This window comes from Frateuria sp. GZRR35 (assembly GCF_051900415.1).
GTDB lineage: Bacteria > Pseudomonadota > Gammaproteobacteria > Xanthomonadales > Rhodanobacteraceae > Frateuria_A.
In genome coordinates this window covers 104,047-128,188 of sequence record NZ_JBHZGL010000007.1, presented here as the reverse complement: position 1 = coordinate 128,188, position 24,142 = coordinate 104,047, and the positions used below count along the sequence as shown (strand labels likewise).

The following is a 24,142-nucleotide window of genomic DNA, read 5'->3' as shown; positions in this document are numbered from 1 at the left end:
AGCGGTTTGCGGCCAGCTTGCCGTTTCCCGCTCCCGTTCCTCGCTTTATTGCGGCAGCGCCAGATCGTCCAGCAACGCCTTCAGGAAGCGCGCCGCCTCGCCGCCGGTCGCAGCGCGGTGATCGAAGGTCAGGCTGATCGGCATGCGGCGATGCACTTCGATGCCGCCCATCACGGCGACTACGTCGTGGCTGAGCTTGCCGGCGCCGATGATCGCCACGCACGGCGGTACCACCACCGGCGTCGCGTAGCGGCCGGCGAACATGCCGAAGTTGGACAGGCTGATGGTGTAGCCGGAGAGTTCCGACGGCGGGATCGTGCGGTCTTCGACCTGGCTGCGCAGGCGCTTGATCGCGGCGCGCACGCCGGCGCCGTCGAGCACGTCGGCGTTGCGCAGGGCCGGCACGAACAGGCCGTCGTCGGTATCGACCGCGATGCCGATGTCGACGTGCGGGTGCATCGTGCGGGTGAGGTTCTTGCCGTCGAACCAGGCGTTGAGCGCCGGCACCGCCTTGCAGGCGGCGACGATGGCGCGGATCAGCCGGGCGGTGATGTCCTGCTTGCCCAGCCAGGCGTGCAGGTCGGCGTCGTCGACCAGCGTGGTCGGCACGACCTGGGCGTGGGCGTCGGCCATCACCCGGGCCATGTTGCGACGCACGCCCTTCAGCTGCTCCGGCTGGCCGCTGGCCTGCTGCGATGGCGGCGCGGTGCGCACCGGCTTGCCGGCCAGCGAGACGGGGCCGCGCTGCGGGGCCGGGCCTGGCTCGGGCAGTTCCGGCGCCAGGTGGCGACCGGCCGAGGCCGGCACCGCGCGCGCCGGCGTGCCGCCGAGCGGGGCGCTGCCGTTGGCGGCGGCGTCCTTGACGTCCTTCATGGTGACCACGCCCTCGGCGCCGGTCGGGCGCACCTTGGTGAGGTCGACTTTCAGCTTCTTCGCCAGCGCGCGCACCGCCGGTACCGCCTTGACGCCGCCGATGCTGGCAGCCTGCTCGACGTGCACGGTGTTGCCGCTGACCATCGCGCCGACCACGGTGCCCTCGTCCTCGCGGTCCTTGCCGTTCGTCTCGACTTCGCCACCTTCGTCGGAGGCAACCACCTTGTGGCCGTCATCCGGCGCCGGGCTGCCGACGCTCTTCTTCGGACCATGGTGGTGGCCGGTGGCCTCGGCCTCGGCACGCTGCTTGGCGTTCGGATCGGGCTCGAAGTCGGCCAGCGCGGCGCCGGTCTCGATCACGTCGCCAGCGGCGCCGTACAGCTTGGTCACCTTGCCGGTGTAGGGCGAGGGCACCTCGACGACCGCCTTGGCGGTTTCCATCGAGGCCAGCGGCGCGTCGAGTTTGATCGTGTCGCCGACTTTCACGTGCCATTCGACGATAGTCGCGTCAGGCAGGCCTTCGCCGAGGTCGGGCAGGTAGAACGTCTTGATGTCAGCCATGAGTAAGCTTCCAGGTTTTGGGTTTTCTCCCTCTCCCCTGCGGGGAGAGGGCTGGGGTGAGGGGGCGGGGCTCGCCTGGAAATCCATCGAAGCCTTCACGTCATGATGGGATTTACCGCAAGCCTCGGCCCCTCATCCGCCCTCCGGGCACCTTCTCCCCGGAGGGGAGAAGGATCAAGAAGCGGCCAGCGTGCGCTTGGCCGCCTCGACCACGCGCTCGGTGCTGGGCAGGTATTTCATTTCCAGTCGGAACAGCGGGATGTGCGTGTCGAAGCCGGTCACGCGTTCGACCGGCGCGAGCAGGTCGAACATGCATTCCTCGGCCAGGCGCGCGGCGATCTCCGCGCCAAAGCCCGCGGTCTTCGGGGCCTCGTGCACGATCACGCAGCGGCCGGTCTTGGCGACCGATTCGGCAATGGTGTCGAAGTCCAGCGGGGTCAGCGTGGCGACGTCGATCACCTCGGCGCTGATGCCCTCGGCGGCCAGCGCGTCGGCCGCTTCCAGCGTCTCCTTCACCTGCGCGCCCCAGGTCACCAGGGTCACGTCGGTGCCGTCGCGCAGCACGAAGCACACGTCCAGCGGCAGCGCCTCGCCGTCGTCCGGCACTTCTTCCTTGTACTGGCGGTAGATGCGCTTGGGCTCGAAGAACATCACCGGATCCGGATCGCGGATCGCCGCCAGCAGCAGGCCGTAGGCCCGCGCCGGCGAGGAGGGCATCACCACGCGCAGGCCGGGGATGTTGGTGAACAGGTGCTCGTTCGCCTCGGAATGATGCTCCGGCGCACGGATGCCGCCGCCCCACGGGGCGCGCCACACGGCCGGCACGGTGAGGCGGCCGCGGGTGCGGTTGCGCAGGCGCGCGGCGTGGCAGGCGATCTGCTCCATCATCGGGTAGATGAAGCCCTCGAACTGGGCCTCGGCCACGGGCTTCATGCCCTGCACGGCCAGGCCGACGGTGACGCCGGCGATGGTGGTTTCGTCCAGCGGCGTGTCGAGCACGCGCAGCTCGCCGAACTTCTCCTGCAGGCCCTGGGTCGCGCGGAACACGCCGCCGTTGACGCCTACGTCCTCACCCAGCACCACGACCGATTCGTCGTGCGCCATCTCGTAGGCGAGCGCCTGGGTGACTGCTTCGATAAGGGTGATCTGTGCCATGGGTCAGTGAGCCTTGTTCTCGAGCGAGAGCGCGAGGTCGCGCTGCTTTTCCAGGTCGGCGGGAACTTCCGCGAAGGTGTAGTCGAACATCGCGGTGACCGGCTGGGTCTTGGTCTCGAGGTAGGCGTTGACCTCGTTGTCCATCCAGTCGTCGCACTCGGCCTTCCAGGCTTCTTCCTTCTTGTCGTCCCACACCTTCTTGGCCACCAGCCAGTTCTTCAGGCGCTTGACCGGATCTTTCGCCCAGGCGTCCTTGACCTCCTGCTCGCCGCGGTAGCGGCGAGCGTCGTCGGCGGTGGTGTGGTCGCCCAGACGGTAGGTGACGGCCTCGATGACGGTGCCGCCCTCGCCGTTGCGGGCGCGCTCGAGCGCGTCCTCCATCGCCTTGCGCACGGCGATGATGTCGTTGCCGTCCACCTGGATGCAGTACAGGCCCGCGGCGATGCCCTTCTGCGCCAGCGTCGGCGCGCCGGACTGGATCTTGCGCGGCACCGAGATGGCCCACTGGTTGTTCACGATCACCGCGACCATCGGCAGGTTCTGCGCGCCGGCGATGTTGATGGCGCCGTAGAAGTCGCCCTTGGACGAGCCGCCGTCGCCGATGGTGCACACCGCCACGCGCTTCTCGCCGCGGATCTTGAACGCCAGCGCGGAACCGGCCGCATGCAGGCACTGCGTGGCGATCGGCACCGACCAGGCGAAGTCATGGCGGGCCGGCTCGTTCTGGTAATCGTTGCCGCGCTCGTCGCCGCCCCAGTACATGTAGACCTCGCGCGGCTGCACGCCGCGGTAGAGCTGCGCGCCGTACTCGCGGTAGCTCGGCGCCAGCACGTCTTCCGGCTTCATGGCACTGCCGATGCCCACGTGCGCGGCCTCGTGGCCCAGGCAGGAGGCGTAGGTGCCGAGCTTGCCGGTGCGCTGCAGTGCGATCGACTTGGCGTCGAACACGCGGGTGGACAGCATCAGCTTGTACAGCTCGACCATCTGGTTGAGGTCCTGCGCAAAGGCAGGCAGGTCGTCACGCACCTGCTTGCCCTCGGCGTCGAGGTATTGCAGGTACTCGATTTCAAACTTGGCGGCGATGGACACGACTCGCTCCCGTGAAGGTGGAGTGGAGATGGGATACGTTGGGGAGGCGGCGGCCCATCCAGCGGGGCCAGGCACGCGCAAACGGCCCGAAAAGACCGCCTTTGATAGCAGGCGCGCGTGTTGCGCTGCAAGGTACGGTGCAACATGCGCGGGCGTGTGGAGGGTGCCGGCAGGAGGCCGCGCAACGGCCAAATCGCCCACCGCTGCAGCGTTCCCGTAGGAGCGCCCTTGGGCGCGACCGCGGGGTCGCAGGTCACGCAACAGCAATCCGGCGTCGCATCGGCGATGGCTGCCGCCCGCGCTCCCCTTGTCCTGGATCAGGCGCGCCTGCGAAGCACCCCCGTTACCATGGCGGCCTGGATCGAAAGGGACGGAAAGCACTCCATGGGCGACAACCAACGCGACCTCGAAGCCGGGATCGAGACGGACCTCAACGGCAAGATGACCTACGGGGGCTACCTGCAGCTGGGCACGCTGCTGTCCGCGCAGCGGCCGCTCACCAGCCACCACGATGAGATGCTGTTTATCGTGCAGCACCATGTCTCGGAGTTGTGGATGAAGCTGGTCATCCATGAGCTGAAGGCGGCGATCGAGGATTTGCGCAAGGACGACGTGGACGCCTGCCTGAAGGTGCTGGCCCGCGTGAAGCAGGTGCAGCGCCAGCTGTTCGAGCAGTGGGCGGTGCTGGAGACACTGACCCCCGCCGAGTACCTGGAATTCCGCGACATGCTGGGGCCCTCCTCGGGCTTCCAGTCGCTGCAGTACCGGCTGATCGAGTTCGCGCTGGGCAACAAGCACGTCGACATGCTGGCGGTGTTCGCCCATGACCCGGCGGCGCAGGCGCAGTTGCGCGAGGTGCTTGAGGCACCCAGCCTTTACGACGAGTTCCTGCGCTACCTCGCCCGCCGCGGCCACGCGGTGCCGGTGGAACTGATCGAGCGTGACTGGACGCAACCCTACCGCCGCAACCCCGGCCTGCTGCCGGTACTCAAGCGCATCTACGAGCAGCGTGGCGATTTCTGGCCGGAATACCATCTGTGCGAACAGCTGGTGGACGTCGAGGAGAGCTTCCAGCTGTGGCGTTTCCGCCATATGAAAACGGTCGAGCGGATCATCGGGCATCGGCGCGGCACGGGCGGTTCGTCCGGCGTCTCGTTCCTGAAGAAGGCGCTGGAGCTGGAGTTCTTCCCGGAGTTGCTGGACGTGCGCACGGTGCTCGGTACGTGATGCGTCTGTAGGAGCGCCCTTGGGCGCGACCGTGGTGCAGGGCGGTCGCGCCCAAGGGCGCTCCTACAGGAAACCGCCATTGACGCGGCGCCCTTGCGCCGGTTACACGTCACCGATTGGCGTGCCAAAGAGCGCGTCCCTCCATGCCAAGGGGAATCCATGACCCAGACCGCCGAAACCGCGCCGGCCGCCGCGCCCGACTATCCGCAGCTGCTCGGCCATCCGCGCCCGCTGTGGATGCTCTTCATGACCGAGTTCTGGGAGCGCTTTGCCTATTACAGCGTGAGCTGGGCGCTGGTGCTCTACATCGTGGCGCAGTTCTTCCACGGCGATCCGGCGGGGCAGGGCTGGGCGGCCGGCATCTACGGCGCGTACACCGCGCTGATCTACGCCGCCTCGATCTTCGGCGGCTATGTGGCCGACCGGGTGATCGGCTACCAGCGCTCGATCCTGCTTGGCGCAGCGGTGATGGCCGCCGGCCTGTTCACGCTGCTGGTGCCAAGCCAACCGCTGATGATGCTGGGCCTCGCGCTGGTGATCGCCGGCGACGGCCTGTTCAAGCCCAACATCTCGACCATGGTCGGCCAGCTCTATGGCCGCGACGACCCGCGCCGCGACCGCGGCTTCACCCTTTTCTACATGGGCATCAACGCCGGCGCCTTCGTCGCGCCGCTGCTGACCGGCTGGATGGCCGCCTACTTCACCGACACGCCGATGCAGCAGAACTACCGCATCGTGTTCGGTGCCGCCGGCGTGGGCATGCTGCTGAGCTTCCTGTGGTTCTGGTTCGGCCGCCGTGGCCTGAAGGGCGTGGGCCGGCCGCTGGCGGGCATGGAAAACCGCCTGCGCGTGCTGTGGGTGCTGATCGGCACCGCCGTGGCCGTGCCGTTGATCTATGCACTGCTCGCCTACGTCGGCGCCGAGGGCCTGCAGTGGCTGCTGGGCGTGCTGTTCATCGGCGTGGCGGCGGCGTTGATCGTCGAGGCGATGCGCCATGACCGGGTACAGCTCCACCGTGTGATCGCCATGCTGATCGTGTTCGTCTTCAGCGTGGTGTTCTGGACGTTCTACTTCCAGTTCGGTACATCGCTCAATTTCCTGGCCGAGAACTGGGTGGACCGCGAGATGTTCGGCGGCTGGGTGTTCCCGGTCGGCTGGTTTCAGTCGGTGACGCCGCTGGCGATTCTCACGTTCGCACCGCTGCTGACGCTGGTGTGGGCGCTGCTTTCGCGCCGCAATGCGGAGCCCTCGATCCCGCGCAAGTTCAGCTTTGGCCTGATCTTCAACGGCCTGGGCTTCATCGTGCTGGTGTATGCGCTCAAGGAACTGCTCGGGCCGACCGGCCTGATCCCGTTCTGGCCGCTGGTGTTGTGCTACGTGATGCAGACGCTGGGCGAGCTGTGCCTCTCGCCGATCGGTCTGTCGATGGTGACCAAGCTCGCGCCGCCGCGCTTCGTCGGCCTGGCGATGGGCGGCTGGTTCCTGTCGCTGGCGGCCGGTGGTGATTTCTCCGGCCTGGTGGCGCGCTCGATCAGCGGCGAGAGCGGCATGACCGTCGCCTCGGCGCTGTCGGGTTTTAACTTCTGCTTCTGGGTGCTGGTGGGCTCGGGCGTGTTGCTGCTGCTGATCTCGCCGCTGATCAACAAGCTGATGCACGGGATCAAGTAATCCAGCCAGTGAGCCTTCCCCCGCTTGCGGGGGAGGGTGCCGACAGGCGGATGGGGGAAGCCTTGCCGGGTGCTTCGCCCTCGCCGGACATCAGGAAGCCGCCCCGGCGGAACGCGGCGGCGCGCTCCGCCAACCCCCATCCGCCCTTCGGGCACCCTCCCCGCCGAGCGGGGGAAGGATCAGTGGTGCTCCGGCGGCATCAGCTTGTCGAGAATGCGCTCGAGCCAGGCCTGTTCCTCGGCATCAAGCTTCGCCAGCAATTCGCGCTCGCGTTGGCGCGCCATCGGCGCGACCTGGTCGTGGATTGCCCATCCGGCCTCGCTCAAATTGAGCACCGAGCGGCGCTTGTCGCCGTCGTGGATCGCGCGATCCACGCGCCCGGCCTCGACCAGCCGCGCCAGCGCACGGCTTACCGCCACCTTGTCCATCGCCGTCCGCTCGGCTACCTCGCGCGCCGACAGCCCGTCGAAGCGCGCCAGCACGGCCATCACCCGCCACTCGGTCACGCCCAGGTCGAAGCGGCGCTGGTAGTCGTCGGCGATCGCCTGGCTGACCGTGTTGGAGACGATCGACAGTTGGTAGGGCAGGAAACGCTCCAGTTCGAGCGGTGCGTGCTCGGCCGGTGGGCGGACGGGTTGGCGCTTGGCTGGCACGGCAGCGCGGCTCCTTGCAAATGGTTTCATATGTAACTATAACGGAGATCTAGCCGGATTCTTCGTGGCCCCCGCGCATGCTCGTGGACGTGGCCGCACCGCCCACTCTACGTCTTCCAGTCTTTGAGGAGAGCGCCATGAACGCCCAACCGAACCTCGGCATGCAAGTCACCACCTTCGAGAACCCGATGGGCATCGACGGCTTCGAGTTCGTCGAGTTCGCCGCGCCTGCGGGTCGCGGTGGCGAGCTGCATGAACTCTTCCGCAAGATGGGTTTCACCGCGGTGCTCAAGCACAAGGCTCGCGCGATCACCGTCTACCGCCAGAACGGCGTGAACTTCCTGGTCAACGAGGACCCGGACTCCTTTGCCGCCGACTTCGCCGCCAAGCACGGTCCATCGGCCTGCGGCTTCGCCATCCGCTTCAAGATGCCGGCCGACGAGGTATGCCAGAAGGTGCTGGGCAACGGTGGCGAGGCGGTCGAGCACAAGGCCCAGAGCAAGGCGGTCAACGCCCCGGTGGTCAAGGGCATCGGCGACTGCATGCTGTACCTGGTCGACCGCTACGGAGCCAAGGGCGACGTCTACGACGGCGACTATGAGCCGGTGCCGGGCGCCGAGCAGAACCCCAAGGGTTTCGGCCTGACCTTCATCGACCACCTCACGCACAACCTCTACTTCGGCAACATGCAGAAGTGGTCGGACTACTACGAGCGGCTGTTCAATTTCCGCGAGATCCGTTACTTCGACATCAAGGGCGCCAAGACCGGCCTGGTGTCCAAGGCGATGACCGCGCCGGACGGCATCGTGCGCATCCCGCTGAACGAGTCGAACGACCCGAAGAGCCAGATCAACGAATACCTGGACGCGTACCACGGCGAGGGGATCCAGCACATCGCCTGCTTCACCGACGATATCTATGCGACGGTCGAAGCGATGCGCGAGCAGGGCGTCGAGTTCCTCGATACGCCCGACACCTACTTCGACGTGGTCGACCTGCGCATTCCCGACAACGGTGAAGACGTGCCGCGCCTGCGCAAGAACAAGATCCTGATCGATGCCGATCCGGAGACCAAGCAACGCAAGCTGCTGCAGATCTTCACGCAGAACAACATCGGGCCGATCTTCTTCGAGATCATCCAGCGCAAGGGCAACGAAGGCTTCGGCGAGGGCAACTTCCAGGCGCTGTTCGAATCGATCGAGCGCGACCAGATGAAGCGCGGCGTGCTGTAAGGCACGCCGCGGGAACCGCCGGTCAGTGACCGAGGTTGTTGTGCACCATGGCGGCGACCACCGCACCGAAGAAAACGAGGTAGATGACCAACAGGGCGAGGCCGACCAGGTAGAGCACGCCCTGGATCACGAAGTAGGTTTTCAGGCGCGACAGGGCTTCGATCAGTGCATTGGCGTCGTCCTGGATCTGCGAGCGCTGCGCCGCCCCGGCCGACTGGAGCAGCAGCACGCCGGTCCAGATCGGCAGCCACGCAATGAGGATGCCGATGATGGTGAGGGCAGTGATCGCACCCTGGATGATGAACATGATGCCGATGAACTTCATCCATCCGGCGGCCGATGCCAGCGGCAGGCTGATTTCGCGGGTTGCGCGCGCAGGCATGCCCGCGCCGGGTGCGGCAGGTACGTAAGACATGTGGTTCCCCTGGTTATTGATTGCGTAAGTGGACCGGGCTTCCCCCTGGAGGCCTGGTCGGCAGAGAGTAGAGGCAAAAGGCGGGGCCGCACAGGACCCCGCCGACTACCGGAGCTGAGGTCATGAAGACGGGCAACGCATCGGCGTACCAATCGGGTTTCGGCAACGAATTTGCCACCGAAGCCATCCCCGGCACCCTGCCCCAGGGGCAGAACTCGCCCCAGCGCGTGGCCCATGGCCTCTACGCCGAACAGCTCTCCGGCACCGCGTTTACCGCGCCGCGCCACCTCAATCGCCGCAGCTGGCTTTACCGCATCCGGCCGGCGGCCGTGCACGAGCCGTTCGAGCCGCTGGAGCACGAGCGTCTCCACAACCGCTTTGACGAAGCCCCGGCCACGCCCAACCAATTGCGTTGGGATCCGCTGCCCAGCCCCGCGCAGCCCATCGACTTCGTCGACGGCCTGGTCACCATCGCCGGCAACGGCGGCCCGGCCGAGCAGGCCGGTATCGGCATCCACCTTTATGCCGCCAACCGTTCGATGGAAGGCCGCTTCTTCTACGACGCCGATGGCGAACTGCTGATCGTGCCCCAGCAGGGCCGCCTGCGTCTGGCCACGGAGCTGGGCGTGATCGAGCTGGAGCCGCAGGAGATCGCCGTGATCCCGCGCGGCGTACGCTTTCGCGTGGAGCTGCCCGACGGCGAGGCCCGCGGCTACGTCTGCGAGAACTTCGGTGCCCTGCTGCGCCTGCCCGACCTTGGGCCCATCGGTTCCAACTGCCTGGCCAACGCCCGCGATTTCCTCACTCCCTGCGCGGCCTACGAGGATGCCGAAGGCGACTTCCGCCTCATCGCCAAGTTCCAGGGCAGCCTGTGGCAGGCGAAGATCGGCCACTCGCCGCTGGACGTGGTCGGCTGGCACGGCAACTACGCGCCGTACAAGTACGACTTGCGCCGCTTCAACACGATCGGCTCGATCAGCTACGACCATCCCGATCCGTCGATCTTCACCGTGCTGACCTCCGGCAGCGATACGCCCGGCACGGCCAACATGGATTTCGCGATCTTTCCGCCGCGCTGGCTCGTCGCGCAGCACACCTTCCGGCCGCCTTGGTTCCACCGCAACGTGGCCAGCGAATTCATGGGCCTGATCACCGGCGTGTACGACGCCAAGGCCGAGGGCTTCGTGCCCGGCGGCGCCAGCCTGCACAACTGCATGAGCGGCCACGGGCCGGATGCGGCCACGTTCGAGAAGGCTTCCAGTGCCGACCTGTCCAAGGCCGACGTGATCACCGGCACCATGGCTTTCATGTTCGAGACGCGCAAGGTGATCCGCCCGACGCGGCAGGCGCTGGAGTCGCCGCAGTTGCAGAAGAACTATTACGAGTGCTGGCAGGGCATCGCGCGGCATTTCATGCCGGGACGCGCTTGATGCGCCGGTTCGCAGGCCCGCTCTGCGCCCTGCTGCTCGCCGCCTGCGGTAGCTACGAGCAGGCCGGTCCACCGGCGCACGCGACCGCCGCCAGCGCCCCGGTCGCTAAGGTGACCGACCAGCCGACCGCCACCCCTTCCGCAGGCATGGCGCGCTACGACGGTTACGGTGACCTCAGCTTCGGCATGGACGAACAAGCCTTCGCCGCCGCCTGGCAGGGTGAGCTCAGGCGCCTCGGCCCAGCGGGCGAGGCATGCTTCTACCAGACGCCGAAGTGGGTGAAGACACCCTCCGATTTCGCTTTCATGTTCGAACGCGGCCGTTTTGTGCGCTACGACGTGGGGACAGCGAAGGAGACTGCGCCGGGCGGCGGCAAGGTCGGCATGGGGGCAGAGCAGATCCGCGCGTTGTACGGTGCACGGGTCAGCGAGCTGCCGCACAAGTACGTCCCCGGCGCCAAAGTATTACGCGTGACAGCGCCGCAGGGCGAGGGCGCGCTGGTCTTCGAGACCGACACCCAGGGCAGGGTGACGCACTGGCGCGCCGGCGTGCCGCCGCAGGTCGATTACGTGGAAGGCTGTGGTTAATCTGAATCCGGAGTTCTCATGAAACTGGCAAGTCTCAAGGAAGGCGGCCGCGACGGCACGTTGATCGTGGTCAGCCGTGATCTCACGCAGGCGGTGACCGCCATCCACATCGCGCCGACGCTGCAGGCGGCGCTGGACGACTGGTCGAACGCGGCGCCTCGGCTGAACGCGCTGTCGGAGTCGTTGAACGCCGGCCAGGTCGTCGGTGCGTTCGCGTTGGACATGGCCGACCTGGCCGCGCCGCTGCCGCGCGCCTACGAGTTCGTCGATGGCTCGGCCTACCTGCCGCACGTCGAGCGCGTGCGCCGCGCGCGCGGCGCCGAGGTGCCGGCAAGCTTCTACACCGACCCGCTGATGTACCAGGCCACCAGCGCCGGCTTCCTCGGCCCGCGCGACCCGGTCGTGGTGCCGAGCGAGGACTTCGGCATCGACCTGGAAGCGGAGGTGATCGTGGTCACCGACGACGTGCCGATGAGCGCCACGCCCGCCCAGGCCTCCGAACACATCCAGCTGGTCGGCCTGATCAACGACGTGTCGCTGCGCGGGCTGATTCCCGGCGAGCTGGCCAAGGGCTTCGGCTTCCTGCAGAGCAAGCCGCGCTCGGCGCTCTCGCCGGTGCTGGTCACGCCCGACGAACTGGGCGACGCGTGGAAGGACGACAAGCTGCACCTGCCCATGCGCACGTGGCTCAACGGCCAGTGGTTCGGCGAGGCCGAGTGCGGGGTGGACATGCAGTTCAGCTTCGCACAGCTGGTCGCGCACGTGGCCAGGACCCGCCCGCTGACCGCCGGCACCATCGTCGGCTCGGGCACCATCGCCAACGAGGACACCGGCAAGGGCGCCTCCTGCCTGGCCGAGCAGCGCACGGTGGAAACCTTGCGCGACGGCAAGCCGAGCACGCCCTTCATGAAGTTCGGCGATTCCCTGCGCATCGAGATCACCGACGCACAGGGCGCCTCGATCTTCGGTGCCATCGAACAAACCATCACGCCGCTGAAGGCATGATCGGTGCCGCCCTGGCGCACAGGCGCCTGGGCGGTCCTGGCCTGCGGGCCGCCCGTTCACAGAAGGAGCCTGACGATGCCGCACCCATTGCCTGCCCTTGCCGCTGCCATGGCCGCGCCGCTGCTCGGCTTGGCGGTACACGCCGCCTCGGCGCACGCCACCGGCCATGCGCCGGCCGCCCGCGCGGCAAACCTGCCGAACAACCTTTGCGCCTCCTGCCATGGCGGTGGGAGGGTGGCATCGCTTGGTCGGAATGCGCTCAGTGCGCGTGACCTAGTGGCTGCACGCACCTACCTGCAGGGTGCGCCGCAGGGGTAGGCGCTCCGCAAGGCTTCCCCCATCCGCCCTTCGGGCACCTTTCCCCGCAAGCGGGGAAAGGATCGTTGCCCGCCGGCTGCTGCAGAACGAGCCTTTCCTTCCACTGGATGGACGCGTCGCCGCCATGCTCCAGAACGAGCCTTCCCCTGTCCCACGGGGAAGGTGCCGACAGGCGGATGGGGGAGGCCTTGCCGATCAGCCGCCCGCGACCTTCTGTCCCACCCGCCGCGCGCGTGCCTTGACCCGGATCAAGAGCCTGCTGCGCCGCGCCGGCACACTGGCCCCATGAACCACGCCATTGCCGCTCCTGCCTTCGATCCGGCGCTGATCGCCCGCTACGACACCGCCGGCCCCCGCTACACCAGCTACCCGACCGCGCCGCAGTTCCACACGCGCTTCGGCGAGGCGGCGTTGCGCGAGGCGATCCGCCAGTCCAACGAGGAACCGATCCCGCGCCCGCTGTCGCTGTACGTGCACGTGCCCTTCTGCATGAGCCCGTGCTTCTACTGCGGCTGCAACCGCGTGATCACCCGCGAGATCGCCAAGGCCGACCGCTACCTCGAACGGCTGTACCGCGAGATCGAGCTGACCGCGCCGCTGTTCGACCGCGACCGCCCGGTGCGCCAGCTGCACTTCGGCGGCGGCACGCCCAACTTCCTCGACCTGCCTCGCATGCGCGAGCTGATGGAATCGATGGCGCGCCACTTTAGTTTCAGCAGCGAGCGCTCGCGCGAGTTCGGCATCGAGATCGACCCACGTTTCGCCGACGGCGACTACATGCGGGGCCTGGGTGAGATGGGCTTCAACCGCCTGTCCGTGGGGATCCAGGACTTCGACCCGGCCGTGCAGCAGGCGGTCAACCGCATCCAGAGCGTGGAAGAGACGCGCGAGGTCATCGAGGTCGGCCGTGCGTCGGGCTTCGTCTCGGCTAGCGTCGACCTGATCTACGGCCTGCCGAAACAGAACCTGGAAGGCTTCGACCGCACGCTCACCGAAGTGATCGCGCTCGAGCCCGACCGCGTGGCGGTCTACGGCTACGCCCACCTGCCGGACCTGTTCAAGGCGCAGAAGCACATCCACGCCCAGGACCTGCCCGATCCGGCCACCCGCCTGGCGCTGTTCGGCCGCGCGCTGGAACGGCTTTCCGCCGCCGGCTACGTCTATGTCGGCATGGACCACTTCGCCCGCTACGACGACGAACTGGCGCGCGCCCAGCGCGAGGGCAGCCTGCAGCGCAACTTCCAGGGCTACTCCACCCATGGCGACTGCGACATCGTGGGCCTCGGCGTGAGCGCGATCGGTCGCGTGGGCGACACCTACAGCCAGAACGCGCGCGACCTCACCGGTTATTACGCCGCGCTGGACGCCGGCCGCCTGCCGATCGCGCGCGGACTGCAACTGGACGAGGACGACATCATCCGCCGCGCGCTGATCGGCGAGCTGATGTGCCACGGCGAGGTCGACACCCGCCTGTTCGGCGCCCGCCACCGGCTGCTGTTCGACGAATATTTCGCCGCCGAGCTGGCACGCCTGCGCGTGCTGGCCGACGACGGCCTGGTGACGCTGGAAGGGCGCATGATCCGGGTGACCGAGCGAGGACGGCTGTTGCTGCGTAGCATCGCGATGTGTTTCGATGCCTACCTGCATGCCGACGAAGCGCCGCGCCGCTTCTCGCGCACGATCTGACCGGCCACAAGGCGTTGCTGATGCGTTTGGAAAACCAGGCGGGCCGCCTGCCCGAACCGCCCAGCCCGATCGCCGACGACGGCGACGAGGCCCACTTCTGCCGCACCTGCGCGTTCGCCGGCGCCTGCCAGGCGGTGGGCTACGGCAAGCTGGAACTGCGCGAGCTGCATTGCCTGGTCGAGCACGTCGGCCCGTTCCGCGCGGGCGAGTACGTGTTCCGCACCGGCAACCCGTTCCGCGCGATCTTCGCGGTGCGCTCGGGCACGGTGAAGACCAGCATGGTGGACAAGGAAGGCCGCGAGCAGGTGCTCGGGTTCTACCTGCCCGGCGAAGTGATCGGCCTGAATGCGATCTACCCGGAGCACTTCCCGTGCGATGCGATCGCGCTGGAAACCTCCTACTTCTGCCGCTTCTCCTTCCCGGCGATGAGCGCGCTGGCCGCACGCATGCCGGCGGTGCAGAGCCACCTGTTCCGCCTGCTCAGCAAGGAGCTGGGCTCGGCCAGCCTGCTGGCCGGCGACCACAGCGCCGACGAGCGCATGGCCGCGTTCCTCACCGACCTGGGCCAGCGTTACGCGGCGCGCGGTTTCTCCGGCACGCAGTTCCAGCTCAGCATGTCGCGCGGCGACATCGCCAACTACCTGCGCCTGGCCGCCGAGACGGTCAGCCGCGTGCTGAGCCGCTTCCGCGCGCAGAACCTGATCCAGGTGGAAGGGCGCCAGCTGCTGATCCTGGATCCGGCCGGCCTGCACCACATCGGCCGCAGCCTGCTGCCGGACTGAACCCACCGCGGCCGGCCGGTTGCCGGCGGTGCTGCGGCTCGCGGGCGCGATGTCTGCGAAGCCGGGACTTTTTTTTAGCGCCGTAGGAGTGAGCTTCCCCGCAAGGCGTCCCCCATCCGCCCTTTGGGCACCTTCCCCTGCGCGCGGGGGAAGGCTCGGTAGCTGCTATCCGGGGATGGCGGTAGGCGGCATCTGGATCCTTCCCCCGTTCCACGGGGGAAGGTGCCCGAAGGGCGGATTGGGGACGCCTGCGGGAAACCCCGCCTCATTCCAGCCGTATCGGCTCGCCCATCCCCGGCATCTGCCAATCCACGCCCAGCCCCGTCAGCGCTTCGCCCATGCCCTGCATGCCGCGGTCGTACTCGCCGTGCACCAGGAACACCCGCCGCCGCGGCGAGTCCCCCAGCCAGTCCAGCAGGTCGGGACGGCCGGCATGGGCGGAGAAACCGTTGATCGTCCACACCTGCGCGCGTACCGGGATGTCCTGGTTGAACACGCGCACGCTGGCGGCGCCGTCGATGATCCGCCGGGCCAGCGTGCCCTGCGCGGCATAGCCGACGAACACCGCGCTGCTGCGCTCGCGCCAGAGGTTGTGCTTCAGGTGGTGGCGCACGCGCCCGCCGGTGCACATGCCCGAGCCGGCCAGGATGATGGCGCCGCCGTCGATCGCGTTGATCGCCATCGACTCCTGCGTGCTGCGGGTGAAATGCAGGCCGGGCATGGCGAACGGGTCGCCGTGCTGCAGCACGCCCAGGAATTGCGCATCGAAGCATTCAGGGTGGCGCCGGTAGATCTCGGTGGCAGAAATCGCCATCGGCGAATCGAGGAACACCCGCACGTGCGGCGGCACGTGGCCGTCGCGCAGGCCCAGGTGCAGGTAGTAAAGAATCTCCTGCGTGCGCTCCAGCGCGAAGGTGGGAATCACCACGTTGCCCCGCCGCCCGACCGTCTCGCGGATGGCCTGGTAGAGCTCGGCCACCGAGTCGGGCACCGAGCGGTGCGGACGGTCGCCATAGGTGCATTCCATCGCCACGTAGTCGGCCGGCGGCGCGGGCACCGGATCGCGCAGCAGCGGACGGCCGGGGTTGCCCAGGTCGCCCGAGAAAAGCATCGTGCGCTGCCCGGTGCCGTCGCCGAGCGTCAACAGCACCTGCGCCGAACCGAGGATGTGCCCGGCGTCGAGGAAGCGCGCGCGGATGCCGGGCGCGACTTCGATGTCGTGCCCGTAGCCCAGCCCCGGTTCGAAGAAGTCGATCGCATGCAGCGCATCGTCGAGCGTATACAGCGGTTCGGCTGCCTCCTCGCCGCGGCGGTCGCTGCGTGCCGCGCGACGGGCGTCCTCTTCCTGCAGCCCGGCGGCGTCCAGCAGCACCAGCCGCGCCAGCTCGCGGGTGGCCGAGGTGGCCAGGATGCGTCCGCGGAAACCCTGCCGCACCAGCCGCGGGATGCGCCCGCAATGGTCCAGGTGCGCGTGGGTCAGCAGCAGTGCGTCGATCGTGGCCGGCTCGAAGCCGAACGGCTCGGCGTTGGCCTGTTCGGTGGCGCGGTCGCCCTGGAACATGCCGCAATCGACCAGCACCCGGCGGCCATTGCATTCGACCAGGTGGCACGAACCGGTGACCTGTTTGGCGGCACCGTGGCAGCTGTAGACGAGCATCGCATCGCTCCGTGGCGTTGGGGGAACTCTCGCACGGTGCGCGCGGGCGCGCTTGACCGCCGTCAAGGAGGCGCTCGCCACTTGTCTCCCGGCACGAGAAAGTCGGCAGCTGCCCGCTGCGAACCGCGGATTCGAGCTACTTGCAGGAGCGCACCCCGTGCGCGACCGCCGGTGCGGCCAGCCCCGCGGTCGCGCACAGGGTGTGCTCCTACAGGGGATGTCTCACTTGCGAAGTCGTGCGCGACATTCCGCGCAACGCCTCCAGCCAGGCGAGAATCCCGCCGAGCATCGCCAGCAGCGCGCCGAGGGCGGCCGGGCCGGGCAGGGCGATGTCCATCACGGTGCGCAGGAACGGCACGCCGAAGGCGGCCGCCAGCATCAGCGCAAGCGCGCCGGCCATGCGGACGATCCAGCGATTGCCCCGCGCCGGCCGCGCCAACACCGCGCGGGTCGGATGGCGGTTGGCCAGGATCAGCAGGAACAACCCGCCCAGCAACGCCGCGAACACCACGCCGCGTGCGTGGGCAGCGTCCACGCCGTAGTGCAGCATGAGGCCGAAGCCGGGCAGCAGCACGGCCGCCACGCCCAGTCCCTGCACCACCGCGCGGGCCAGCCGGCCGGCAGCGAACGGTGATTCGCCCGCCGCACGCGGGGGACGCGTCATCACGTCGCCGGCTTCCGGCTCGGCCTCGAACACGATCGAGCAGGCCGGGTCGATCAACAGTTCCAGCAGCACGATGTGCACCGGCATCAGCAGCACCGGCCAGTGCAGCAGGGTCGGTACCAGCGCCAGCGCGATGATCGGCATGTGCACGGCGAACACGAAGCCGGTCGCCTTGGCGATGTTGTCGTAGATGCGCCGGCCCTGGCGGATGGCCGCCACGATGCTGGCGAAGCTGTCGTCCAGCAGCACCAGCGCGGCCGCCTCGCGCGCCACGTCAGTGCCGCGTTCGCCCATCGCGATGCCGACGTCGGCGGCTTTGAGCGCCGGCGCATCGTTGACGCCGTCGCCGGTCATCGCCACCACTGCGCCGTCCGCGCGCAGCAACTGCACCAGGCGCAGCTTCTGCTCGGGCTTGAGCCGGGCGCACAGGTCGACGTGGTGCAGGCGCTCGCGCAATGCGGCGTCGTCCAGCGCCGCCAGGTCGGCGCCGGTGAGCACGTCGGTGCGCTCGCCCAGGCCGACCTGGCGAGCGATCGCGCGCGCGGTGGCCGGGTGGTCGCCGGTCATCATCAGGATGCGCACGCCGGCCGCGCGGCACTCGGCGATCGCGGCCGGCACTTCCGGCCGCGGCGGATCGGCGAAGCCGACCAGACCGAGGAATTCGAAGTCGAAATCGTGCTGGCTGGGCGGCCAGGCCTCGCCGGTCCACTGCCCGCGCGCCACGGCCAGCACGCGCAGGCCGCGCGCGGCCATGGCCTCGACCTCGGCGAGGATCGACGCGGCACGCCCGGCGGGGAGGTGGCACAGGTCGATCACCGCCTCGGGGGCGCCCTTGGTGGCCAGCAGGTGGTGCGTGCAGGTGTCGCAGGGAAACACCCGCGTCATCGCGAGGATCTGCGGCGAGAGCGCGTATTCGGTTTCGGCCGACCAGTCCGCGTGCACGTGCTCGGTGTGCACCAGCCAGTGCAGGCCGAAGCGCTGGATGGCCTCCTCCATCGGGTCGAACGGATCGCTGGGCGTGGCCAGCATGGCGAACTCGAACAGCCGGTGGAACGTCTCGGCCAGCCCGGTCGCGCCGGCGTCCACGAAGTGTTGTCCGTCGACCGCCAGTTCGGCCACCTGCATGCGGTTCTGCGTGAGCGTACCGGTCTTGTCCACCGCCAGCACCGAGATGGCGCCCAGCGCCTCCACCGCCGGCACGCGCCGGGTGAGCACCTTGCGCCGCGAGATGCGCCAGGCGCCCAGCGCGAGGAATACCGTGAGGATGACCGGGATTTCCTCCGGCAGGATTGCCATCGCCAGCGCGATACCGCCGAGCATGCTTTCCAGCGGGCCGCGGTCGTCCCACAGCCAGGACAGCAGCGCGTACAGCGCGGCCAGCGCCAGGCCGCCGATGGCGAGATGGCGGATCAGCCGGCGCGAGGCGCGCTGCAGGCCGCTGGGCGCTTCGTGCGTCTGCGCCAGGGCCTCGCCAATGCGGCCGACTGCCGTCGCGCCGCCGGTCGCGTTGACGCTGGCGAGGCCCAGCCCGCGGGTCACCACCGTGCTGGCATGCACGGCAGCCTCGCCCCCGGGTTCGCGCGCCACCGGGACCGATTCGCCGGTCAACAGCGACTCGTCCACTTCGAGGCGGCCTTCCAGCAGCGTCGCGTCGGCGGCGATGCGATCGCCTTCGCGCAGCACCAGCAGGTCGCCCGGGACCACTTCGGCGCCGGCCACGCGCAGCTCCTTGCCGCCGCGGATCACCAGTGCGCGCGGGGCGGAAAGCTCGCGCAACGACTCGAGCGCGCGCTGGGTCTTGCGCTCCTGCAGCAGGGTGATGCCGATCACCACGAACACGGCCGAGAGCAGGAACGCCGCTTCGGCGCGATCGCCCAGCGCCAGGTACAGGCCGCCGGCGCACAGCAGCATCAGGAACATCGGCTCGGACAGCACGCCCAGCACGATCGCGCCGAAGCTCTTGCGCGTGCTGCCAGGCAGCAGGTTGGGACCGTGCGCGGCCAGGCGGCGTGCCGCTTCGGCAGCGTCCAGGCCTTCGCGGGCGGCGGACGGCGCGCGCTCAGTGGTAACCATGTCGCTAGCGGTGGACCAGCACGGGCACGTCCGATTCGAGAATCACCCGCTGCGCCTGGCTGCCCAGCAACAGCCGGTCCAGCCCGCGCCAGCCGTGGCTGCCCATCACGATCAGGTCGCAACCTTCGCGGCGAGCCACCTCGAGGATGGCTCGGTGCGGGCGCGGGTTGGTCTCCAGGCTGCACTGGCAGGCGACACCGGCAGCATCGGCGTGCTCGCGCACGGCCGCCAGGTAGCGCGCGCCCGCTTCCTCGGCGCTGTCGGCGTACTCGGCGTCGCTGGTGGCGATGATTTCGTTGAGGAACGGGACCGCCGGCAGCGGTACCACCACATGCACCGCGTGCACGCGCGCGCCGAGCTGGCGCGCCAGCGCGATGCCGGCATCGGCGGCGCGCAGCGAAAGGTCCGAGCCGTCGACAGGTAGCAGGATGTGCTTGTACATGAGGCGCTCCAGAGGGGGTCAGCGACAGGTGTAGCCGCCGTCGATCACCAGCTCGCTGCCGGTGACGAAGCGGGATTCGTCCGAGGCCAGGTAGACCACGCCCCAGGCGATGTCGTCCGGCTCGCCCAGGTGGCCCAGCGGGTGCAGCGCGGCGGTGTCGCGCCGGTGCTGCTGCGCGTCGCCACCCATCGAGCCGATGTGCTGCTCGACCATGGGTGTCCAGATGAAGCCCGGGTGGATCGAGTTCACGCGGATGCGGTCGGCGGCGTAGAGCAGCGCGTCGGTCTTGCTCATCAGCCGGACCGCACCCTTGGAGGCGTGGTAGGGCGGCACGTCGGGCGCGCCGACCAGGCCGTAGATCGAGGACAGGTTGATGATGCTGCCGCCGCCAGCCGCGCGCATCGGCGCGATCGCGTGCTTGGTGCCGAAGAACACACCCTTGACGTTGACTGCCTGCACGCGGTCCCACTCGGCCTCGGTCAGCTCGTGCGTGGGCTTGTTCGGACCGGCGATGCCGGCGTTGTTGACCAGCACGTTCAGGCCGCCGAACGCGGCCACCGTGGCGGCGACGGCCGCGGCGACCTCCGTCTCGGCCGACACATCCGCGTGCAGGTAGCGAGCATGGTCGCCCAGTTCGCCGGCCAGCCGTTGTCCCGCCTCGTCGTGCACGTCCACGATCGCCACCCTCGCGCCCGCTTCCACCATGCGCCGCGCGCAGGCCGCGCCGATGCCTACGGCGCCGCCGGTGACCAGTGCGGTCTTGCCATCGAGCCTGCCCATGACCGGATCCTCCTCGTGCCGTGTGGGGCGAGCATGGAGCGGGCGCCGGCGGGTGATGCTGACCTGCGTCAACCCCCGGCCGGGCTGATTGACGCAGGACTGATTCAGATCACGGCCCCTACCGCGGGCCGGTCGGAGAATGGCTCGCATTCCCAGCCGCGAGCCACGCATGCGCGAGTCGCCTTCTTCCAGCCAGACCGTCCCACCCGCCACCGTCCCGCCGATCGCCGCGCTGCTCGCCGCCGCACCGCACCGCCCGCTGTTTCTGGCCGGCGCGCTGGCGGTGTTGACCAGCATGGCCTGGTGGGCGCTGGAGCTGGCCTCGATGCGCTTCGGCTGGCATGGCTGGCCACAGCCGCCGGTGCCGCCGGGCTGGGCGCACGCGATGCTGACCCAGTACGGCATGCTGCCGATGTTCATGTTCGGCTTCCTGCTGACCACGTTTCCCAAATGGCTGGCCCGGCCGTCCATACGGCCACGGCGGTACGTGGTGGTGGCCGGCTCCGTGTTTGCCGGCTACCTGCTTTCGCACGTGGGGCTGCTCGACATGCCCTGGGTGCTGCGCGCCGGCATCGCGCTGATGCTGTTCGGCTACCTGGTTGGCGTGGCCACGCTGGCCGGGGTGCTGCGTGCCTCGGACCACCGCAACCAGCACGCCTGGTCGTGCCTGGCGGGGTTGGGCCTGGGCGTGCTGGGACTGGCGGCGTTCCTTGGCTTCCTGTTCGGCGCGCCGGCGCACTGCGCGCGCTTCGCCATCAAGCTGGGCACGTTCGGGCTGCTGGTGCCGGTGTACTTCACGGTGGCGCACCGCATGGTCGCCTTCTTCAGCGGCAACGTGGTGAAGGGCTACGTCGTGCGCCGGCCCGACTGGAGCCTGCCGCTGATGTGGCCGTTGCTGCTGGCGCACCTGGCGCTGGACCTGGCCCACGCGCAGGCCTGGCTGTGGCTGGTGGATGCACCACTGGCGCTGCTGTTCGGCTGGCATGCGATCGCCTGGCAGCCGTGGAAGGCGATGCGTCCGGGCATCCTGGCGGTGTTGCACCTGGCCTTCGCCTGGTTGCCGATCGCATTCGTGCTGTATGCGGTGCAGAGCCTGTGCCTGTTCGCCGGACACGGTCCGATCCTTGGCCTGGCGCCGCTGCACGTACTGACCATCGGCTACTTCGGCTCGATGCTGGTGGCGATGGTCACGCGCGTGACCCAGGGCCACTCCGGCCGCCCGCTGCAGATGGGCGCGGTGCCATGGGCCTGCTTCGTGCTGCTGCAGGGTGTGGTGCTGCTGCGCGTGTGGGCGGAGCTGGCCCGCGACAGCTACCTGTGGCTGGTGGTCGCCGCCGCGGGCTGGCTGGTGGCGTTCCTGCCCTGGGTAATCCGCTCGGCCTGGATCTACCTGACCCCGCGCGTGGACGGCAGGCCCGGCTAGGGCTGACGCCACGGCGACACCGTTCTGTGGCAGGGTGACGCAGCAGGCCGGTTCCGGCAGTGGGTCTGACGCAGGTCAAGCGCGTCAGCGGCCCGGAACCTAGCCTCGTCCCCGGGAACACAGGAGAGATCCATGTCACGAAGGCTGTCCCTCGTGCTCGCGGCTGCAGGCATGCTGGCCCTGGCTGCCTGCTCGGAGAAACCCTCGGCCGAGACCAGCGGGCCGGCCACGGCCCGGACCACGGCGTCCACGCTGCCGGCGCCGACCGACTTCGGCCCGCCGCAGGGCGAGCCGATCCACGCGGTGCTTACCAGCCCGCCGAACGTGCCACCGCCGATCCACCGCGACTACCCGGCCAAGGTGATCGTCGAGCTGGAAGTGATCGAGAAAGAGATGCCGATCTCCGAGGGTGTCACCTACACCTACTGGACCTTCGGCGGCACCGTGCCGGGCAGCTTCATCCGTGTGCGCCAGGGCGACACGGTCGAGTTCCACCTGAAGAACGCGCCCGACAGCAAGATGCCGCACAACATCGATCTGCACGGCGTCACCGGTCCGGGTGGTGGCGCGGCGTCCAGCTTCACCGCGCCGGGCCATGAGTCGCAGTTCACCTTCAAGGCCTTGAACCAGGGCATCTACGTCTACCACTGCGCCACCGCGCCGGTCGGCATGCACGTGGCCAACGGCATGTACGGGCTGATCCTGGTGGAGCCGCCGCAAGGCCTGCCCAAGGTCGACCACGAGTACTACGTGATGCAGGGCGACTTCTACACCACCGGCAAGTACCGCGAGAAAGGCCACCAGCCGTTCGACATGGACAAGGCCATCGACGAAAACCCCACCTACGTCTTGTTCAACGGCCACGAAGGTGCGCTCACCGGCGACAAGGCGCTCACCGCCAAAGTCGGCGAGTCGGTGCGCCTGTTCATCGGCAACGGTGGCCCGAACCTGGTCTCCAGTTTCCACGTGATCGGCGAGATCTTCGACCGCGTGCAGCAGGAAGGTGGCACCCATCCGCAGGAGAACGTGCAGACCACGTTGATCCCCGCCGGCGGCGCGGCGATCGTCGAGTTCCACACCGACGTGCCCGGCAGCTACGTGATGGTCGATCATTCGATCTTCCGCGCGTTCAACAAGGGCGCGATGGCGATCCTCAAAGTCGACGGCCCGGAAAACAAGGCGATCTACTCGGGCAAGGAGGTCGACTCGGTCTACCTCGGCGATCGCGCCGAACCCAACCTCAAGGCCGTCACCGTCGCGGCCAAGGCGCACGCGGCCGGCACCCTGAGCAAGGACGAGCAGATCGCCGCCGGCAAGCAGCTGTTCACCGGCACCTGCTCGGTCTGCCACCAGGCCAACGGTGAAGGCCTGCCGGGGGTGTTCCCGCCGCTGGCCAAATCCGACTACCTGGCCAAGCAGGACAAAAACCACCTGATCTCGATCCCGCTGCATGGCCTGACCGGCAAGATCACGGTCAACGGCAAGGACTACGACTCGGTGATGCCGCCGATGTCCCAGCTCACCGACGACGAAGTGGCCAACCTGCTGACCTACGTGCTCAACAGCTGGGGTAACCCGGGCGGGCAGGTGACCAAGGAAGAGGTGGCCAAGGTCCGCGCCCAGCCGGCCCCGGCGCCGACGATGGAGCACTGAGCGATGCGCCGGCGCGTTGCCCTGATACTGCTCGGCCTGCTGCTGGCAGGGCCGAGCCTGGCAGTGGACTACAAGCCCCTGCCGGGCGGCCGCTTCGAAAGCGTGCTGCCGGCCGACGGCAAGACGGCGCCGGCCGTCCTCGAACCCTTCCGCCTGCGCACCGAGCCGGTGACCAATGCCGAGTTCCTGGCGTTCGTCAAAGCCCACCCGGAGTGGCGGCGCGACCGCGTGCCGGCGGTGTTCGCCGACGGCCGTTACCTGTCCCAGTGGTCCGCGCCAGACCAGCTCGGCCCCGACGCCTTGCCGCGCCAGCCGGTGACGCAGGTGAGCTGGTTCGCCGCGCAGGCCTACTGCGAGAGCGAGCACGCCCGCCTGCCGACCTGGTACGAGTGGGAATACGCTGCCGCGGCGGACGCCACCCGTGCCGACGCACGCAGCGACCCGGCGTGGCGCGAGCGCGTGCTGTCCTGGTACGCGCGCCCGTCCCGCCAGGCACTGCCGCCGGTCGGCGGCAAGCCGGACATCCACGGCGTGCGCGACCTCAACGGCCTGGTGTGGGAGTGGGTGGAGGACTTCAACGCCATGATGACCAGCGCCGACAGCCGCGAGCAGGATGGCGCCGACAAGCTCAAGTTCTGCGGCGCCGGCGCCATCACCATGGAGCAGAAAGAGAACTACGCCACGCTGATGCGCGTGGCGATGCTCTCTTCGCTTAAGGCCACCGATACCACCGCCAACCTGGGCTTCCGCTGCGCCCGGCCGGAGTGAA

At 68.7% G+C, this 24,142-nt stretch carries 21 protein-coding genes; 12 read left to right on the top strand and 9 right to left on the bottom strand.

The window, feature by feature from the left end:
• Window positions 1-45 precede the first annotated feature (45 nt).
• The 3 genes from ACFWZ3_RS10355 to pdhA all read right to left on the bottom strand — a co-directional run bounded on the left by ACFWZ3_RS10355 (window position 46) and on the right by pdhA (window position 3,678).
• Complete coding sequence (locus ACFWZ3_RS10355) at window positions 46-1,434, bottom strand: dihydrolipoamide acetyltransferase family protein (protein ID WP_439707657.1); 1,389 nt, start codon at window positions 1,432-1,434, stop codon at window positions 46-48.
• A 174-nt stretch (window positions 1,435-1,608) separates the two neighbouring features.
• Entirely contained in the window at window positions 1,609-2,589 is a 981-nt protein-coding gene (locus ACFWZ3_RS10350; protein WP_439707656.1) for an alpha-ketoacid dehydrogenase subunit beta, read from the bottom strand.
• Between the two features lie 3 nt (window positions 2,590-2,592).
• Window positions 2,593-3,678: a pyruvate dehydrogenase (acetyl-transferring) E1 component subunit alpha gene (gene pdhA, locus ACFWZ3_RS10345; RefSeq protein WP_439707655.1), complete on the bottom strand. Its 1,086-nt coding sequence runs from the start codon at window positions 3,676-3,678 to the stop codon at window positions 2,593-2,595.
• 384 nt (window positions 3,679-4,062) lie between these two features.
• Here pdhA and ACFWZ3_RS10340 point away from each other — a divergent pair, with 384 nt between their 5' ends.
• Together ACFWZ3_RS10340 and ACFWZ3_RS10335 are read left to right on the top strand one after the other, a co-directional pair.
• A complete protein-coding gene (locus ACFWZ3_RS10340; protein WP_439707654.1) occupies window positions 4,063-4,905 on the top strand; it encodes a tryptophan 2,3-dioxygenase in 843 nt (280 codons plus the stop codon).
• A 159-nt stretch (window positions 4,906-5,064) separates the two neighbouring features.
• Complete coding sequence (locus ACFWZ3_RS10335; protein ID WP_439707653.1) at window positions 5,065-6,573, top strand: peptide MFS transporter; 1,509 nt, start codon at window positions 5,065-5,067, stop codon at window positions 6,571-6,573.
• A 179-nt stretch (window positions 6,574-6,752) separates the two neighbouring features.
• On the opposite strand, the gene ACFWZ3_RS10330 is transcribed toward ACFWZ3_RS10335, so the two are convergent.
• Entirely contained in the window at window positions 6,753-7,226 is a 474-nt protein-coding gene (locus tag ACFWZ3_RS10330) for a MarR family winged helix-turn-helix transcriptional regulator (protein WP_439707652.1), read from the bottom strand.
• 137 nt (window positions 7,227-7,363) lie between these two features.
• Here ACFWZ3_RS10330 and hppD point away from each other — a divergent pair, with 137 nt between their 5' ends.
• Window positions 7,364-8,458: a 4-hydroxyphenylpyruvate dioxygenase gene (gene hppD, locus ACFWZ3_RS10325; protein WP_439707651.1), complete on the top strand. Its 1,095-nt coding sequence runs from the start codon at window positions 7,364-7,366 to the stop codon at window positions 8,456-8,458.
• Window positions 8,459-8,480: 22 nt separating this feature from the next.
• Here the strand turns inward: hppD and ACFWZ3_RS10320 are convergent, their stop codons facing one another.
• Window positions 8,481-8,873, bottom strand: coding sequence for a DUF5362 domain-containing protein (locus ACFWZ3_RS10320; protein WP_439707650.1), 393 nt, complete (start codon window positions 8,871-8,873; stop codon window positions 8,481-8,483).
• Window positions 8,874-8,995: 122 nt separating this feature from the next.
• Here ACFWZ3_RS10320 and hmgA point away from each other — a divergent pair, with 122 nt between their 5' ends.
• The 6 genes from hmgA to ACFWZ3_RS10290 all read left to right on the top strand — a co-directional run bounded on the left by hmgA (window position 8,996) and on the right by ACFWZ3_RS10290 (window position 14,681).
• Window positions 8,996-10,303, top strand: coding sequence for a homogentisate 1,2-dioxygenase (gene hmgA / locus ACFWZ3_RS10315; protein WP_439707649.1), 1,308 nt, complete (start codon window positions 8,996-8,998; stop codon window positions 10,301-10,303).
• On the top strand, window positions 10,303-10,890 hold the full coding sequence (locus ACFWZ3_RS10310) for a lectin (protein WP_439707648.1): 588 nt from the start codon (window positions 10,303-10,305) through the stop codon (window positions 10,888-10,890). The genes hmgA and ACFWZ3_RS10310 overlap by 1 nt, the downstream gene beginning before the upstream one ends.
• Window positions 10,891-10,908: 18 nt before the next feature.
• The gene (locus ACFWZ3_RS10305; RefSeq protein WP_439707647.1) at window positions 10,909-11,895 is read left to right on the top strand and encodes a fumarylacetoacetate hydrolase family protein; all 987 of its coding nucleotides are present in this window, start codon (window positions 10,909-10,911) and stop codon (window positions 11,893-11,895) included.
• A 75-nt stretch (window positions 11,896-11,970) separates the two neighbouring features.
• On the top strand, window positions 11,971-12,213 hold the full coding sequence (locus tag ACFWZ3_RS10300) for a hypothetical protein (RefSeq protein ID WP_439707646.1): 243 nt from the start codon (window positions 11,971-11,973) through the stop codon (window positions 12,211-12,213).
• Window positions 12,214-12,498: 285 nt separating this feature from the next.
• Complete coding sequence (gene hemN / locus ACFWZ3_RS10295) at window positions 12,499-13,899, top strand: oxygen-independent coproporphyrinogen III oxidase (RefSeq protein WP_439707645.1); 1,401 nt, start codon at window positions 12,499-12,501, stop codon at window positions 13,897-13,899.
• A gap of 20 nt (window positions 13,900-13,919) precedes the next feature.
• On the top strand, window positions 13,920-14,681 hold the full coding sequence (locus ACFWZ3_RS10290; protein WP_209615402.1) for a helix-turn-helix domain-containing protein: 762 nt from the start codon (window positions 13,920-13,922) through the stop codon (window positions 14,679-14,681).
• A 265-nt stretch (window positions 14,682-14,946) separates the two neighbouring features.
• Here the strand turns inward: ACFWZ3_RS10290 and ACFWZ3_RS10285 are convergent, their stop codons facing one another.
• The 4 genes from ACFWZ3_RS10285 to ACFWZ3_RS10270 form a co-directional block, all read right to left on the bottom strand.
• Window positions 14,947-16,338 carry an MBL fold metallo-hydrolase gene (locus ACFWZ3_RS10285; RefSeq protein ID WP_439707644.1) on the bottom strand — a complete coding sequence of 464 codons (1,392 nt, stop codon included), beginning with the start codon at window positions 16,336-16,338 and terminating at the stop codon, window positions 14,947-14,949.
• A 208-nt stretch (window positions 16,339-16,546) separates the two neighbouring features.
• Window positions 16,547-19,075, bottom strand: coding sequence for a cation-translocating P-type ATPase (locus tag ACFWZ3_RS10280; RefSeq protein ID WP_439707643.1), 2,529 nt, complete (start codon window positions 19,073-19,075; stop codon window positions 16,547-16,549).
• A 4-nt stretch (window positions 19,076-19,079) separates the two neighbouring features.
• Window positions 19,080-19,517, bottom strand: coding sequence for a universal stress protein (locus ACFWZ3_RS10275; RefSeq protein ID WP_439707642.1), 438 nt, complete (start codon window positions 19,515-19,517; stop codon window positions 19,080-19,082).
• Window positions 19,518-19,535: 18 nt separating this feature from the next.
• Window positions 19,536-20,297, bottom strand: coding sequence for a glucose 1-dehydrogenase (locus ACFWZ3_RS10270; RefSeq protein WP_439707641.1), 762 nt, complete (start codon window positions 20,295-20,297; stop codon window positions 19,536-19,538).
• 169 nt (window positions 20,298-20,466) lie between these two features.
• Here ACFWZ3_RS10270 and ACFWZ3_RS10265 point away from each other — a divergent pair, with 169 nt between their 5' ends.
• From ACFWZ3_RS10265 to ACFWZ3_RS10255, 3 genes are all read left to right on the top strand, one after another.
• Window positions 20,467-21,720: an NnrS family protein gene (locus tag ACFWZ3_RS10265; protein WP_439707640.1), complete on the top strand. Its 1,254-nt coding sequence runs from the start codon at window positions 20,467-20,469 to the stop codon at window positions 21,718-21,720.
• 132 nt (window positions 21,721-21,852) lie between these two features.
• On the top strand, window positions 21,853-23,373 hold the full coding sequence (gene nirK, locus ACFWZ3_RS10260) for a copper-containing nitrite reductase (RefSeq protein WP_439707639.1): 1,521 nt from the start codon (window positions 21,853-21,855) through the stop codon (window positions 23,371-23,373).
• A gap of 3 nt (window positions 23,374-23,376) precedes the next feature.
• Window positions 23,377-24,141 carry a formylglycine-generating enzyme family protein gene (locus ACFWZ3_RS10255; protein ID WP_439707638.1) on the top strand — a complete coding sequence of 255 codons (765 nt, stop codon included), beginning with the start codon at window positions 23,377-23,379 and terminating at the stop codon, window positions 24,139-24,141.
• Window position 24,142: the final 1 nt, after the last annotated feature.